The sequence below is a fragment of the Amycolatopsis sp. NPDC059027 genome (assembly GCF_042739735.1).
Lineage (GTDB): Bacteria > Actinomycetota > Actinomycetes > Mycobacteriales > Pseudonocardiaceae > Amycolatopsis.
In genome coordinates, this window is the sequence record NZ_JBHYIK010000001.1 from 205118 (window position 1) to 219056 (window position 13939).

General features: G+C 71.7%; 12 protein-coding genes. 9 read left to right on the forward strand and 3 right to left on the reverse strand.

What is annotated here, in order from left to right; genetic code table 11:
• Positions 1-311: 311 nt before the first annotated feature.
• On the reverse strand, positions 312-998 hold the full coding sequence (locus tag ACFWY9_RS00915) for a M23 family metallopeptidase (protein WP_378327592.1): 687 nt from the start codon (positions 996-998) through the stop codon (positions 312-314).
• Between the two features lie 851 nt (positions 999-1849).
• Between ACFWY9_RS00915 and ACFWY9_RS00920 the strand changes: the two genes are divergently transcribed.
• From ACFWY9_RS00920 to purH, 8 genes are all read left to right on the forward strand, one after another.
• Positions 1850-3634 carry a hypothetical protein gene (locus tag ACFWY9_RS00920; RefSeq protein WP_378337834.1) on the forward strand — a complete coding sequence of 595 codons (1785 nt, stop codon included), beginning with the start codon at positions 1850-1852 and terminating at the stop codon, positions 3632-3634.
• Positions 3635-3710: 76 nt separating this feature from the next.
• Entirely contained in the window at positions 3711-4094 is a 384-nt protein-coding gene (locus ACFWY9_RS00925; protein ID WP_378327554.1) for a hypothetical protein, read from the forward strand.
• A gap of 117 nt (positions 4095-4211) precedes the next feature.
• Positions 4212-5381 (forward strand): ADP-forming succinate--CoA ligase subunit beta, encoded by a 1170-nt coding sequence (gene sucC / locus ACFWY9_RS00930; RefSeq protein ID WP_378327553.1) that lies wholly within the window; start codon positions 4212-4214, stop codon positions 5379-5381.
• Position 5382: 1 nt separating this feature from the next.
• Positions 5383-6273, forward strand: a complete 891-nt coding sequence (gene sucD / locus ACFWY9_RS00935; protein ID WP_378327552.1) for a succinate--CoA ligase subunit alpha — start codon at positions 5383-5385, stop codon at positions 6271-6273.
• Positions 6274-6507: 234 nt separating this feature from the next.
• Positions 6508-7332 (forward strand): DUF5336 domain-containing protein, encoded by an 825-nt coding sequence (locus ACFWY9_RS00940; RefSeq protein ID WP_378337835.1) that lies wholly within the window; start codon positions 6508-6510, stop codon positions 7330-7332.
• A gap of 171 nt (positions 7333-7503) precedes the next feature.
• Positions 7504-9147 (forward strand): DUF6350 family protein, encoded by a 1644-nt coding sequence (locus tag ACFWY9_RS00945; RefSeq protein WP_378337836.1) that lies wholly within the window; start codon positions 7504-7506, stop codon positions 9145-9147.
• A 74-nt stretch (positions 9148-9221) separates the two neighbouring features.
• Positions 9222-9839 carry a phosphoribosylglycinamide formyltransferase gene (gene purN / locus ACFWY9_RS00950; RefSeq protein ID WP_378337873.1) on the forward strand — a complete coding sequence of 206 codons (618 nt, stop codon included), beginning with the start codon at positions 9222-9224 and terminating at the stop codon, positions 9837-9839.
• A complete protein-coding gene (purH, locus tag ACFWY9_RS00955; protein WP_378337837.1) occupies positions 9829-11391 on the forward strand; it encodes a bifunctional phosphoribosylaminoimidazolecarboxamide formyltransferase/IMP cyclohydrolase in 1563 nt (520 codons plus the stop codon). Before purN ends, purH begins: the two co-directional genes overlap by 11 nt.
• Positions 11392-11460: 69 nt before the next feature.
• Here purH and ACFWY9_RS00960 read toward each other — a convergent pair whose 3' ends face one another.
• Positions 11461-12330 (reverse strand): acetylxylan esterase, encoded by an 870-nt coding sequence (locus tag ACFWY9_RS00960; RefSeq protein WP_378327548.1) that lies wholly within the window; start codon positions 12328-12330, stop codon positions 11461-11463.
• Positions 12331-12566: 236 nt separating this feature from the next.
• On the opposite strand from ACFWY9_RS00960, the gene ACFWY9_RS00965 reads away from it, so the two are divergent.
• Positions 12567-13493: an aminoglycoside phosphotransferase family protein gene (locus tag ACFWY9_RS00965; protein WP_378337838.1), complete on the forward strand. Its 927-nt coding sequence runs from the start codon at positions 12567-12569 to the stop codon at positions 13491-13493.
• A gap of 3 nt (positions 13494-13496) precedes the next feature.
• Here ACFWY9_RS00965 and ACFWY9_RS00970 read toward each other — a convergent pair whose 3' ends face one another.
• The gene (locus tag ACFWY9_RS00970; protein WP_378337874.1) at positions 13497-13883 is read right to left on the reverse strand and encodes an isochorismatase family protein; all 387 of its coding nucleotides are present in this window, start codon (positions 13881-13883) and stop codon (positions 13497-13499) included.
• Positions 13884-13939: the final 56 nt, after the last annotated feature.

A 13939-nucleotide genomic window follows, 5' to 3' on the forward strand; every position in this document is an offset into this window, starting at 1 on the left:
GGCGGATGACGATGCCGCACGGGCAGGTAAGGGGACATCGGCCCGGCGGAGTGCTGAAGGCGGTGCTCGCCAGGATCTTCGCGCCACCGGATCGGCGGCGGACGCCCGGAAAGGCGCCGGAAGGGCCCTGGGGCACCCGGGCGACCGCGAGTGTCGCCGACCGGCGGCGGGGCGGGCCACGGCCGTATCAGGGGCCGAAACGTGTCATCCGAGGGCGAACCGGCGAGCCGGTGGTACGGCCGCCGTGCCCGGGGAAAGCTTCGCCGGGCACGCCGGAAGCGGTGCCCCGGGCCGGTGCGGAGTGCGCCGGATCAGAGTTCGACGCCGCGCTCGGCGAGCCACGGCCGCGGGTCGATCTTCTTCGTCCCGTTCTGCCACACCTCGAAGTGCAGGTGCGGGCCGGTGCTCTGGCCGCGGTTGCCGATCTCGGCGATCTGCTGACCGCACTTGACCTTCTGGCCGACGGAGACCGAGAAGCTGTTCATGTGGCCATAGACGTGGATCGTGCCGTCGGAGAGCTGCACGCGGACCCAGAGGCCGAAGCCGCTGGCGGGCCCGGCGTCGATCACGGTGCCGTCGGAAGCTGCGTAGATCGGGGTGCCGATCGCGTTGGCGATGTCGACGCCCATGTGGCTCGTGCCCCACCGGGCGCCGAAGCCGGAGCTGAAGGTGCCGTGCGCGGGCGCGCAGGTCTTGGGCCGCGCGGCTTCCTCGGCGGCCTTCCTGGCGGCCTCGGCCTCGCGCTTTTCACGGGCTTGGGTGACCTGCTCGCTGTCGGCCAGCTTCGCGGCTTCCGCGGAGGCGTCGGCGGCGTGGCCGGTGGGCAGCAGTTCGGGCGCGCCCCCCGCGGCGGCACCTCCCGCGGTGAAGGCGGCGCTCGCGTCCTGGCTGCTGGCCAGGGGGGTCACCTTCGCCTCGGAGTCGGATCCGCTGGTGGACTTCAGGGTCTGGCCCGCGGCCGCGGCGGCGAACGCGCCGGCGGCGACGGCCGCGACCACGACCCGGCCACGCAGGGCCGAGGACGGCGCGGGAAGCCGATGCGAGCCCCGGACGCGCACGACCGCACCGTCCAGTGCGTCCTGCAGTGCCGGGGAAGGAGCTTGGCCGCCGGGGGAGCGGTGTGAAGCCAAGACGGGGCCTTCCATCGTCGGGGAGTCAGACCTGAGGACCCGGGCGGGGGAACCCGGTGAGCCAACCTCGGGGGTGGTTCGCTCGTCGTCCTGCTTTGTGACCTGACTGTAATGGGGACCGGGGGACAGTAACGAAGGGAGACCGTTGTCGGCAAGATCTGTCCTCCGTGTCGGCCGAACGAGCGGCGCCGGCCCCGCGGCTAGCTGTGGGGATTACCCAAAGTTAACTGCCACCTACTTCACCGGATGTGACGTCGGTTACAGCTCTGTAGAGGCCATTCGGCGGTTCCGGGGGCCTGGAACGGCCTTCGGCGGGGCGGAGAGGAGGAATAAACGTTTGAGTGCCGATGTTGACGGGCGCTAATGCCCCGCTGGCACGGGCTTCGCCGTCCGGCTTGCTAGCGTCGCGCACGATGACTTCGCGCGCACGGCCCCCGTCGGAGGGCTCGCCGCCGGATCCCGTATCCGGCCGGGCCGAGCCTTCCGGTGACGAATCCGCCGAACTCCCGTCCGCTGATGAATCCGCAGGTACCGGCCGTTCCGAGAGGACGGATCCCGAGGACAGGGAGCCGGGGGAAGCGGATTCCGCGGTGGACGTCGTCGGCGAGAACCCCGCGGCCGGGATGCCCGCGACCGGGAATCCCGCTGGTGGGATTCCTCGGCCCGCGACTTCCGCTTCGGATGGCTCCCGGGCAGGGAGTCTCACGGCGGGGAAGCCGATGGCCACGGATGGCGGCTTGACCGCGGGCTCCGGGCTCGGCGCGGAATTCGAGGATCAGCGCCCTTCGCCGTCGTTGGTGGTCGCGCTGGTCCTGGTCGTCGCCGGTGCGCTCGCACTGACGGCGGGGGCGGTGCTGCCGGTGTCGCCCGACGTGTCGCCGGGGTTCACCAGCTGGCCGTTGCTCGTGGTGCTGGCCCTGGCCCCGGCCGCGGCGGCGCTGTGGTGCGGCGGCACCGGACGGCCCGGCACGGCGGCCGGCCTGGTGGTCGGCCTCGCCGCGCTGGCTCCGGGACGCCTGCTGCTGGACCTGCAGCTGCTCACGGCGGGACCGCTGGCCATCCGGCCGGAGCTGTACCTGCCGTCCCGGTTGCTGGACCGGACGGCCGCCGGTCCCGGACTGTGGCTGCTGCTGGCGGGGGACGTGCTCACCCTGGTCGCCCTGGTACCCGCGGCGCGGGCCGCCCGGCAGCGGGCGGAGATCGCCGGGGCTGTCGGCGGGCGGCGGCGGTGGCGGCTCGTGGTGCCGTTGCTCGCGGTGGCCGCGGCGGTCGGGCTGCTGATGGCGCCCGTCCGATCGGACGACGTCTACCTGCTGGCGCGGTCGGCGTTCGAAGGGCCGTGGCCCGGGTTGGGCGGGTTCCTGCTGCTCGCGTGCGCGCTTCCGCTGGTGCTGCTGCTCGGCCTCGCCTCGGCCTCCGACGGCGTCGCCAGGGGCACCCTGATCGGTGCGTCGGTGGCCGTGCTCGCGGTGGCGCTGCCCGCGGTGGTGTCCGGGCTCGCGGTGACGAACCTGCATCCCGGTTTCGGGCCCGCGCTCGCTGTCGTCGCGGTGGTCGTCGTGCTGGGCCTGGCCGCCACCCGGCTGACCGTGCCCGAACACGGCCGGGAGCCCGAAGGCGATCTGGCCGGGGAAGCGCGGCTGCCGGGTCTCTTCTGGTGGCGGTTCGCGTGTGGTGGTCTCGCGGTGCTGACGGCGATCGCGGCGGTGATCGGAGCGTTCGCGCCGCAGCTGGTGACCAAGGCCGGGGCCGTACTGACCGGTCCGCCGCCGGAGAGTCCGGCCCGCTGGCTGCTGCTGGCCGCCGGAGTGCTGGTCCTCGTCCTCGGCCTGCTCATGCTGGCGCCGCCGGCCGCCGGCGCCGTCCGGCCGGTGCTCGCGGTGGCCTGGGCGGCGGTCGTGCTCGCGGGCACGGCCGTGCTCGGCACGGCGGTCGCCGCCACCGACGCGACCAACCTCACCGGGTTCGGCGCGGACGCCGGGCAGACGGTGATCGGCTACGACCTCGGCGCCGGGGTCGGGTGGACGGTCGCCGCGCTGGTGCTCGCCCCGCTGACCGCGCTGGCCGCGGTCGCCGCCGGAGTGGTGGAACGGGAAGACAGCGGCGCCGAAGGGCCGCGTACCGGTGGCGCGGTGCTGACGCCGGTGGTCGCGGCGGCGGTCCTCGCGATCGCCGCCTTCGGTACGCCGGTGTTCACCGCCCCCGGGTACGTGCCGCCGGGGCTGTGGGCGAACTTCGATACGCCGTCCTGGGGACTGCTGACCGCGCTCGTGGTGGTCCTCGGTTCCCTGGCGCTGTCGCAGCGGTCCCGTCCTGGCCCGGCCGCGGCCGGGCTGATCGGCGCGGCGCTGCTGGTGGCGGTGCACGCGGCCGAGTACCCGCTCATCGGCTCCGCCCTCGACGGTGCGCGGCCCGCGACCGGGTTCTGGCTCGCCCTCGGTGCCCTTGTGGCCGTGCTCGCGGCAGCGGTGATGGCCTTCGGCGGCGCGCGGCGGCAGGCATGAGCGAAGCTTGCGAGCGAATCGTGGATGTCATGCGCCTAAAAGGATCCAACGCTGTCTCGCGGAGCGGGGCGATCGCATGAGCAGACCGTTGGCGCGTGTCCTGCTCGCCGAGATCGGCGACGGCGGTGCGGCGGCCGGGCTTCTCGGCCGCTTGTTGCGGGACGAGGGCATGGAGGTCGTCTACGCCGGTCCGCTCGGCACGGTCGAGCAGATCGTCCGCACCGCCGAACAAGAGGACCCTGACGCGCTCGGCGTCGTCGTGGGCACAGGCGCCGACATCGCCGGTCTCGAACCGCTCACCGGGCGCCTGCCGGAGGTGCACCTTTTCGTGCTCGGCGCGGCACCCGACGGCGTCACGCACAGCGGCGTGAAGGCCTTCGAAACCGCCGAGGAAGCCCTCGGCTGGCTCTCCGGTGTGCGTTCTCACACCGGTCAAGCACCGTCTGACCGCGCACGGTGACCGACTTCACCAGGTGCGGAGTCCCCTGCGTCTGCGCAGGTCGCTAACCTCGACTGGTCCGACAGCGCGGTCCGGCAGCGGACCACCACAGTGGCGTGTCGTCAGGAGACTGGAGTAGTGGACCTCTACGAATACCAGGCGAGGGATCTCTTCGCCGCCCACGGAGTACCGGTTCTGCCGGGCTCGGTGGCTAGCACCCCCGAAGAAGCCAAGACCGCCGCGGAGCAGATCGGTAACCAGGTCGTCGTCAAGGCGCAGGTGAAGGTCGGTGGCCGTGGCAAGGCGGGTGGCGTCAAGCTGGCGCAGACCCCCGACGAGGCCAAGGAGAAGGCGGAAGCCATTCTCGGGCTCGACATCAAGGGCCACATCACGCGCCGCGTGCTCGTGGCCGAAGCCTCGGACATCTCGTCCGAGTACTACTTCTCCTTCCTGCTGGACCGGGCGAACCGCACGTTCCTGGCGATGGCGTCCTCCGAGGGCGGCATGGAGATCGAGCAGCTCGCGGTCGAGCGCCCCGAGGCGCTCGCGAAGATCCCGGTCGACGCGATCACCGGTGTCGACAAGGCGAAGGCGCTCGAGATCCTGAAGGCCGGAAACTTCCCGGCCGAGATCATCGACGAGGCCGCCGACGTCGTGGTGAAGCTCTGGGAGACCTTCGTCTCCGAGGACGCCACCCTGGTCGAGGTCAACCCGCTGGTCCGTGACCCGCAGGACAAGATCATCGCCCTCGACGGCAAGGTCACCCTCGACGAGAACGCCTCGTTCCGCCACCCGGCGCACGAGGAGCTCGTCGACAAGCAGGCCGAGAACCCCCTCGAAGCCAAGGCCAAGGCCAAGGACCTCAACTACGTCAAGCTCGACGGCGAGGTCGGCATCATCGGCAACGGCGCAGGCCTCGTGATGTCCACTTTGGACGTCGTGGCCTACGCGGGTGAGAAGCACGGCGGCGTCAAGCCCGCCAACTTCCTCGACATCGGCGGCGGCGCGTCCGCCGAGGTGATGGCGGCCGGGCTGGACGTCATCCTCAACGACACCGACGTGAAGAGCGTGTTCGTCAACGTCTTCGGCGGCATCACCGCCTGCGACGCGGTGGCGAACGGCATCGTCGAGGCGCTGAAGATCCTGGGCGACGAGGCCACCAAGCCGCTGGTCGTCCGCCTGGACGGCAACAACGTCGTCGAGGGTCGCCAGATCCTGGCCGACGCGAACCACCCGCTGGTCACCGTGGTGGACACAATGGACAACGCGGCCGACAAGGCCGCCGAGCTCGCCGCGGCAGGTGCGTGACATGTCGATCTTCCTCACCGAGAACAGCAAGGTCATCGTGCAGGGCCTCACCGGCTCCGAGGGCACCAAGCACGCGACCAAGATGATCAAGTCCGGCACCAACATCGTGGGCGGCGTGAACGCCCGCAAGGCCGGCCAGAAGGTCACCATCGAGGGCAAGGAACTCACCGTGTTCGGCACGGTCGAGGAGGCCATCAAGGAGACCGGCGCCGACGTGTCGGTCATCTTCGTGCCGCCGAAGTTCGCCAAGGACGCGGTCATCGAGGCGATCGATGCCGAGATCGGCCTCGCCGTGGTCATCACCGAGGGCATCCCGGTGCACGACTCGGCCTACTTCTGGGCGCACGCGGTCGCGAAGGGCAACAAGACCCGCATCATCGGGCCGAACTGCCCCGGCGTGATCAGCCCCGGCAAGTCCAACGCGGGCATCATCCCGGCGGACATCTCCGGTGCCGGCAAGATCGGCCTGGTGTCGAAGTCCGGCACGCTGACCTACCAGATGATGTACGAGCTGCGCGACATCGGTTTCTCCACCGCCGTCGGCATCGGCGGTGACCCGGTCATCGGCACCACGCACATCGACGCGCTCGAGGCGTTCCAGAACGACCCCGAGACCGAGGTCATCGTGATGATCGGCGAGATCGGCGGCGACGCCGAGGAGCGTGCGGCCGACTACATCAAGGCCAACGTCACCAAGCCGGTCGTCGGCTACGTCGCGGGCTTCACCGCGCCCGAGGGCAAGACCATGGGCCACGCCGGCGCCATCGTCTCCGGCTCCTCCGGCACGGCCGCCGCGAAGAAGGAGGCCCTCGAGGCCGCCGGCGTCAAGGTCGGCAAGACCCCGAGCGAGACCGCCGTGCTCGCCAGGGAGCTGTACAACTCCCTCCACTGAGTGGGGCAAAAGCCGCTTTCCACACAGCGAACCGACGGGGCCGGACACCACAATGGGTGTCCGGCCCCGTCGGCGTTCGGGACCATGTGAACCGATCGGGTGAACCGGACGTCTCACGGCCCGTACAGAGGCTTGCCCCCGGGTGCGCTAGCGTTCGGTGAGCACAGCCGCCACGTTCCGTCCCCGGTGCTCCGCGCGGCCCGGGGTTGCCGGTCAAGCGACAGGAGAGCATCGATGACCTTCCCCAGTGGTGGGCCTGGCTACCCCCAGCAGGGTGGCGGCCAGCAGCCGCCCCACACCCCGCCCCACTCGGGCGCCTTCCCGCCGCAGGCGCCCCCGCAGGCTCCGCCGCCCGCGGCGCCGGGCGCCGCGATCCCGCAGAACCTGCCGATGCTGCTGTCCCTCGCCGTGACCGTGCTCGGCGTCGTGCAGTACTTCATCGGCTTCTCCGACGAAGCGAGCGTCGTCGGACAGGAGACGCTTTTCCTCCTCGTCGGCGGTCTGCTCGCCGCGCTGTACGTGCTGCCGAAGGGCCCGAAGGCGCTGCCGTTCGCCGCGCTGTTCAGCCTGCTCGGCGCGTTCGAGACGCTGGACGAGATCATCGGCGTTCGCGAAGGGGTCTCCGTCCCCGGCATCGTCACGGTGATCTTCATCCTCGGCATCCTGCAGATGCTCCTCGCGGTCGGCGCGTTGCTGCTCGCGCACGACGTCATCAAGCCGCCCGCGCCGAAGCCCGCCGCGCCGCAGAGCCAGTACGGCCCGCAGTTCGGCCAGCCCGGCCAGCAGGGGACGAGCCAGTTCGGCCAGCCAGCGCCGCAGCAGCAGTACGGGCAGCAGCAGCCGGGCCAGCAGGCACCGCAGGGGCCGGTGGCCGCGGCCGGTGAGCCCTCCGCGCCGTTCTCGCAGCCGACGACCTTCTCGCCGCCCGCCACGCCGCCGACCCAGCAGGCCACGACCTACGCGCCGCAGCAGGGCCAGTTCTTCCAGCAGCCCTCCTCGGGCGAGCAGGGACAGCAGAACCCGGGCACTCCGCCCGGCGGGTTCGGCAAGCAGAGCTGAGCCACCGACCGGCAACACCTCGCACCCACTGTGACTCCCGCTCCGGCGGTGTCACAGTGGGTGTTGGTCTTTCGGGGCTTTTGCCCCGACCGGGTGGGTTAGGTTCGCCACGCCCCGGAAGGGCGGCGTGGCTCACCCGGACGGACCAGTCCGGATGTCAGGGTGGCGATCATGGAGCTGCTCACCCGACCCGAACGCCCGCCGGGCGACGAGCCGGTGAGCGACCCCGAGCCCGACGCGGTCACTGGAGCCAAGCGGGTGCGGGTGTTGCTCGCCGCCGCGCTCGGCCCGCTGGTCATCGGCTATGCCGTGGTCGCCACGCTGCTCGCGCTCGTCACGCTGACCGCGGAGCGCGCGACGTTCTCCGCCGCCGGCTCCCTGCTCGCCGCGGGCCCCGGCTGGCTCGCCGCGCACCAGGTGCGGCTCGACATCGGCGGTCACCCACTCGGGGCACTGCCTCTGCTGCCCACCCTCGGCGTGGTGCTGCTGGCGATGCGCGCGGGATCCCGCGCCGCGCGGCGGCTCGGCTGCCGGAGCACGCACCGGGCGGTGCCGGTGATCGCCGTGATCGCCGGCGCGCACGCCGTTTTCGGCCTGACCATCGCGGTGCTTTCGCTCGGCGCTCCGGTGTCCGCGAATCCGTTCACCGCGTTCGTGGTGCCCGGCCTGTTCGGCGGGCTGTCCGCGACGATCGGCGTCGTCCGCCGCTGCGGTCTGCCGGGCATCGTGCGCGACCGTCTCGACCCGCTCGCCGTGCGCGGGCTCCGCGCCGGCGCGCTCGGCCTCGCCGCGCTGGTGCTCGGCGGGGCGCTCGTGTTCGCCCTCGCCACCGCGCTTTCGGCGTCCACAGTGGACAAGCTGTTCGCGCCGGGCGCCGGGAGCAGTTTCGGTCTCTTCCTGCTCTCGCTGCTCTACCTGCCCAACGCGGTCGTGGCCGCGCTGTCGTTCATGACCGGTCCGGGGTTCTCCATCGGCACGGCTTCGGCGGGCATCTTCGGGTCTTCCGGCGGGCCCGTGCCGGGCTTGCCGCTGCTCGGTGGCGTGCCCGAGCACCACGCGGGCTGGTGGTCCGTGCTGCTCGTCCTGCCCGCGCTCGCCGGTGGGCTCGTCGGCTGGTCGGTCCGCCGGATCGACGAGGACCCCGCGGCACGCGTGCGCACCGTCGCCATCGCGGGCGCGCTGGTCGGCTTCGGCTGCGTCGTACTCGGCACCCTCGCCGGCGGCCGGCTCGCCGACGGGCCGTTCGACCCGGTGAGCATCCCGGTCGGCGTGGCCTCGATCGTGGCCTTCTGCTGGATCGTCATCCCCGGCGGATTCGTGACCTTCTTCGCCGGGGCGCACGCTCCGGCCCGGCCGCCCGCGGAACTCGACGAGGACCTGCCCGACGCCGACACCGACGAGGTGGCAGACGAGGCCGCCGAAGCGGAAGAGCCAGAGGAGCCCGAAGCGTCCGAAAAGGACGGTGACGAGGCCGAAGACGCCGAAGCTGAGGACGCCGACGGTGCGAACGGACCGTTCGCACCACCCGAAGGCCCCCTACCAGACAGCCTAGAGGTGGGGGACGACGATAACGGGGCGGCCGAGTCGGACGGCGGGGAAGCTCGGGCCGAGATCGAGTACGACGCCGAGTACGACGAGGAATTCGACGCCGAGGCCGAAGCGGAACTCGGTCTCGAGCGGCCCGAGGACATCGCCGTGGACCAGGCACTCGACCAGGTCGTGGACGAGCCCGCGCCGAAGGCGGAGGAGCCGGGACCTGTGACGGAGTCCACCGAGGGGTCCGGCGACGACACGTCTCCGGGAGCCGACCGTTAGGGTTGACGCGACCTGCTGAAGCGCCGTGCGCCCGGGGCGTACCGCCGAGCAAGGAGCCCGTTCTGGCCAGCCGCTTGGACCTGCCCACTCCGGTGAAGATCGTCGTGCTCGCCTCCGGATCGGGCACGCTGCTGCAAGCGCTGCTGGACGCCGCCGGCCGGTCCGGCTACCCCGCGAAGATCGTCGCCGTCGGCGCCGACCGCCTCGGCATCGAGGCGCTGGCCAGGGCCGAGCGCGCGGGCGTCCCGTCGTTCACCGTGCGGGTGGCCGATCATCCCGACCGCGCCGCGTGGGACAAGGCACTGACCGAGGCCACCGCCGCCTACCAGCCCGACCTGGTCGTCTCGGCCGGGTTCATGAAGATCCTCGGCGCCGAGTTCCTCGGCCGCTTCGCGGTGGTGAACACGCATCCGGCGTTGCTGCCGTCCTTCCCCGGCATGCACGCGGTGCGCGACGCACTCGCCGCGGGCGTCCGCGTCACCGGGTCGACCGTGCACTTCGCGGACGCCGGGGTGGACACCGGGCCGATCATCGCGCAGGAGGCGGTGACCGTGGAGCCCGGCGACGACGAAGACGTCCTGCACGAGCGGATCAAGGCCGTGGAACGCAGGCTCCTGGTGGAAACAATCGAGCGGCTGGGCCGTGGTGGCTGCACTATCGACGGACGAAAGGTGACTTTTCGTGAGCACTGACCAAGGACGGCGCCCCATCCGCCGGGCACTGATCGGCGTCTCGGACAAGGCCGGCCTGCTCGAACTCGCCACCGGGCTGCACGCGGCGGGCGTGGAGATCGTGTCGACCGGCGGCACCGCCAAGGTCATCGCGAACGCCGGCGTCCCGGTCACCCCGGTCGAGCAGGTCACCGGCTTCCCCGAGTCGCTCGACGGCCGGGTCAAGACGCTCCACCCGCGCGTGCACGCCGGGCTGCTCGCCGACCAGGACAACGCCGACCACGTCGACCAGCTGCGCAAGCTCGAAATCGCGCCGTTCGACCTGCTCGTGGTCAACCTGTACCCGTTCACCCAGACGGTCGCCTCCGGCGCGAGCCCCGAGGACTGCGTCGAGAACATCGACATCGGCGGCCCTGCCATGGTGCGCGCCGCCGCGAAGAACCACGGCAGCGTCGCGGTCGTCGTCGACCCGGCCCGCTACGAATGGGTTCTGGAGCGCGTCGCCGAAGGCGGCTTCGACCTCAACGACCGCAAGCGGCTCGCGGCGCAGGCCTACGCGCACACCGCGGCGTACGACACGGCGGTCGCGTCCTGGTTCGCCAACGTCTACGCACCGGCCGACGACTCCGGCTTCCCCGACTTCACCGGCGCCACCTGGGAACGCGCGGACGTCCTGCGCTACGGCGAGAACCCGCACCAGAAGGCCGCGCTCTACCGGCACCACCGGCCCGGCCTCGCGCACGCCGAGCAGCTGCACGGCAAGGCCATGTCGTACAACAACTACGTCGACACCGACGCCGCGCGCCGCGCCGCCTTCGACTTCGCCGAACCCGCCGTCGCGATCATCAAGCACGCCAACCCGTGCGGCATCGCGGTCGGCGTCGACGTCGCCGAAGCCCACCGCAAGGCCCACGCGTGCGACCCGGTCTCCGCGTACGGCGGCGTGATCGCCACGAACCGGCCGGTCAGCCGCGAGGCCGCCGAGCAGATCGCCGAGGTGTTCACCGAGGTCGTGCTCGCCCCGAGCTTCGATCCGGAGGCGCTGGAGATCCTGCAGCGCAAGAAGAACGTGCGGCTGCTGAAGCTGCCGGTGCTCGAGAACCCGGACCCGATCGAGTTCCGGCCGATCTCCGGCGGACTGCTGGTGCAGACCGTCGACGCGATCGACGCCCCCGGCGACTCCCCGGCGAACTGGCAGCTCGCCACCGGCGCGCCCGCCGACGAGCAGACCCTGGCCGACCTGGAGTTCGCGTGGCGCTCGCTGCGTGCGGTGAAGTCCAACGCGATCCTGCTCGCGCACGACCGCGCCACGGTCGGCGTCGGCATGGGCCAGGTCAACCGCGTCGACTCCTCGCGGCTCGCGGTGTCGCGGGCGGGAGACCGGGCCAAGGGCTCGGTCGGCGCGTCCGACGCGTTCTTCCCGTTCCCGGACGGCCTCGAAGTGCTCATCGAGGCCGGTGTCCGCGCGGTGGTGCAGCCCGGCGGGTCGATCCGCGACCCCGAGGTCATCGCCGCCGCCGAGGCCGCCGGGATCACCCTGTACCTCACCGGCACCCGCCACTTCGCTCACTGAGCCCCTGACCTCGCTGACCTGCCGCGCGAAGTGCGTTTAGCCCGCTAAACGCACTTCGCGCGGGTCGGGTCAGGAGCCGGGGACGGCCTCGGCCTTCTTGTTGCGCCGGACGCTCGACCACGCCTGGTCGTTGCACAGCTGACAGCTCGACGCCGGGCCGAAGAACACCGGCCTCGCCTGTTCGTCGCCCATCAGCCAGAAGCGGAACCACGCGGTGATCGCGCCACGGAAGCCACCGCCGTCGCCGACCGGCGTGAAGTGCGTGGCACCCGCCAGTTCGCCATAGATCGCCGGGATCTGCGTTGCCTGGTTGTAACGGGGGATCACCAGCAGCGGCGGCGAGACGATGATGTCGGCCTGGCCACCGAGGATGAACATCGGGCTGTGCAGCGCGCCGATGCTGCCCTGCGGGCCCGGCTCGATCGGGATCGTCGCCGAGATCCGCGCGTCGGCCCCCGCCGCGATCGCTCCACCACCGCCCTGCGAATGCCCGGTAGCGCCGACATGCGCGGTGTCGATCTTCTGGTAGTACTTGCTGCCCGCACGGCCGTTCTCCGCGATGAGCGTGGTGGCGCCGTCGAGCATTTCCCGCCCCGACCCGGAGTTCGTCGTGTTCGCCGCGGCGACGACGAACCCGTGCGACGCGAGATGCCGCAGCAGCCCGGCGTAGATCGGCGGTGTCGCGCCGGTGCCGTTGCCCCACACGATCACTGGATGCTTCAAGCCGTTCTCGCCGAGCGCGGTGGGCCGGTACACGGTGTGGGCAGCGTCCAAGGCCTCGGTCGTGACCGGGAACGGACCCGGATCGGCCCAATGCCCGTCGACGAGGGGAAAACCGGTCTGCGAGCCGGACGCGGCCGGAGCCGTGAGCAGCCCGACCGCGGTGACGATCGCGAGGAGCCCGGACCACCACCGGACCCGGCGAAGCCTGCCTGCCATGCCATCACTCCTTTGTGACGCGGATGCGGACCAGCCCATGATCGCGCGGTGACCGGCTCGTCACCGTTGGGAACCGGCTCAATGTTCGCCCGGTCCGGTCGTGACGGAGCACAGCGGCCGGGCTTGATCGAATTCGGGTACCGTCGGTGACATGCTTTGACGCCTGCCCGGCAGCCGGGCACCCCCAGCACTCCTTCGTGCCACCACCGAATCGGAAGCCACGAAGGAGAACCCCCATGAACACGTCGATGCCCATCGACGTCCCCCACGCACTGGCCGCGATACACGACAAGAGCGAAAGCGGCCGCGCGTGGCTCGCCGCGCTGCCCCGGCAGGCGGACGAGTTCCTCGAACGCTGGGCGCTGCGCCCGGACGGCCCCACCGCCCACGGCATGGCCTCGCTCGTCGTGCCGGTTACCCGCGCCGACGGCATCCGCGCCGTGCTCAAGCTCCAGCAGCCCAGCGAGGAGAACGAGGGCGCTCCGCTGGGCCTGCGGACCTGGAACGGCGACGGCATCGTCCAGCTGCTCGACCACGACGAAGACACCGGCGTCATGCTGCTGGAACGGCTCGACGAGACCCGCCCGCTGTCTTCCGTGCCCGACGACGGCGACGCCATCCGCATCCTGGCGGAGCTGCTGGCCCGGCTCGTCGCCGTGCCCGCGCCGGAAGGACTCCGGCGGCTCGCCGACGTCGCCGCGGCCATGCTGGCGCAGACACCGCAAGCGGTTCCGGCGTTGCGCGATCCGGACGAGCAGCGCCTGGTGCTCACGTGTGCGTCCGCCGTCGCCGAGTTGCTCGGCGAACCCGGCGACCGCCTGCTGCACTGGGATCTGCACTACGACAACATTCTCGCCGGGCACCGGGAACCGTGGCTGGCCATCGACCCCGAGCCGCTCGCCGGCGACCCCGGTTTCGATCTGCTGCCCGCGCTGGACAACCGCTGGGACGAGGTGCTCGCGACCGGGGACGCGCCCCGCGCGGTGCTCCGCCGTTTCGACCTGCTGACCGAGGCGCTGGACCTCGACCGGCTGCGAGCGACCGGCTGGACGCTCGGGCGCGTGCTGCAGAACGCCTTGTGGGACATCGAAGACGGCAAGACCATGCTGGAACCTGCTCAGGTCGTCATCGCGAAAACCTTGCTGCGTAAGCGAAAGGTGTGATCGTCAGGCAGCCTCGTTGAGCATTGTGAGCACCTCCTCGGTGGACCGGACGTCACCGAACGACCGGTAGATGGTGTGGAGCGTGGCGTTGTGCTCTTCGTCGCGCGAGGCCGCGTTGGCGTCCGCGACCATGACGACCCGCAGGCCGAGGGTGCTCGCGTCGCGAGCCGAGGATTCGCAGCACACATTGGTGACGGTGCCGGTGATCAGCACGGTGTCGATTCCGCGCTGTGCCAGCGAATCCGGTAACGAGCACCGGCCGGGGAAGAACGCGCTGGCCGCGGACTTCTCGGCCAGTACATCGGCCTCGTGCACGCGGAAGCCCGGCCAGAGCCGTGGGGGGGGGGGGGCGGGGGGCCCCCCCCCCCCCCCAGGGTCGCGCGCCGGCAGGGCCGGGGGGAGACTCGGCGGCGCGCGCCCCCGCCGGCGCCTCGCCCCCCCCCCCC

What these genes read in the sequence shown, in the direction of transcription:
- ACFWY9_RS00940 (WP_378337835.1), top strand. Translation starts at nt 6,508, where the DNA reads ATGACCTTCCCCAGTGGTGGGCCTGGCTACCCCCAGCAGGGTGGCGGC.
- ACFWY9_RS00920 (WP_378337834.1), top strand. Translation starts at nt 1,850, where the DNA reads ATGGCCACGGATGGCGGCTTGACCGCGGGCTCCGGGCTCGGCGCGGAA.
- sucD (WP_378327552.1), top strand. Translation starts at nt 5,383, where the DNA reads ATGTCGATCTTCCTCACCGAGAACAGCAAGGTCATCGTGCAGGGCCTC.
- ACFWY9_RS00945 (WP_378337836.1), top strand. Translation starts at nt 7,504, where the DNA reads ATGGAGCTGCTCACCCGACCCGAACGCCCGCCGGGCGACGAGCCGGTG.
- ACFWY9_RS00960 (WP_378327548.1), bottom strand. Translation starts at nt 12,330, where the DNA reads ATGGCAGGCAGGCTTCGCCGGGTCCGGTGGTGGTCCGGGCTCCTCGCG.
- ACFWY9_RS00925 (WP_378327554.1), top strand. Translation starts at nt 3,711, where the DNA reads ATGAGCAGACCGTTGGCGCGTGTCCTGCTCGCCGAGATCGGCGACGGC.
- ACFWY9_RS00965 (WP_378337838.1), top strand. Translation starts at nt 12,567, where the DNA reads ATGAACACGTCGATGCCCATCGACGTCCCCCACGCACTGGCCGCGATA.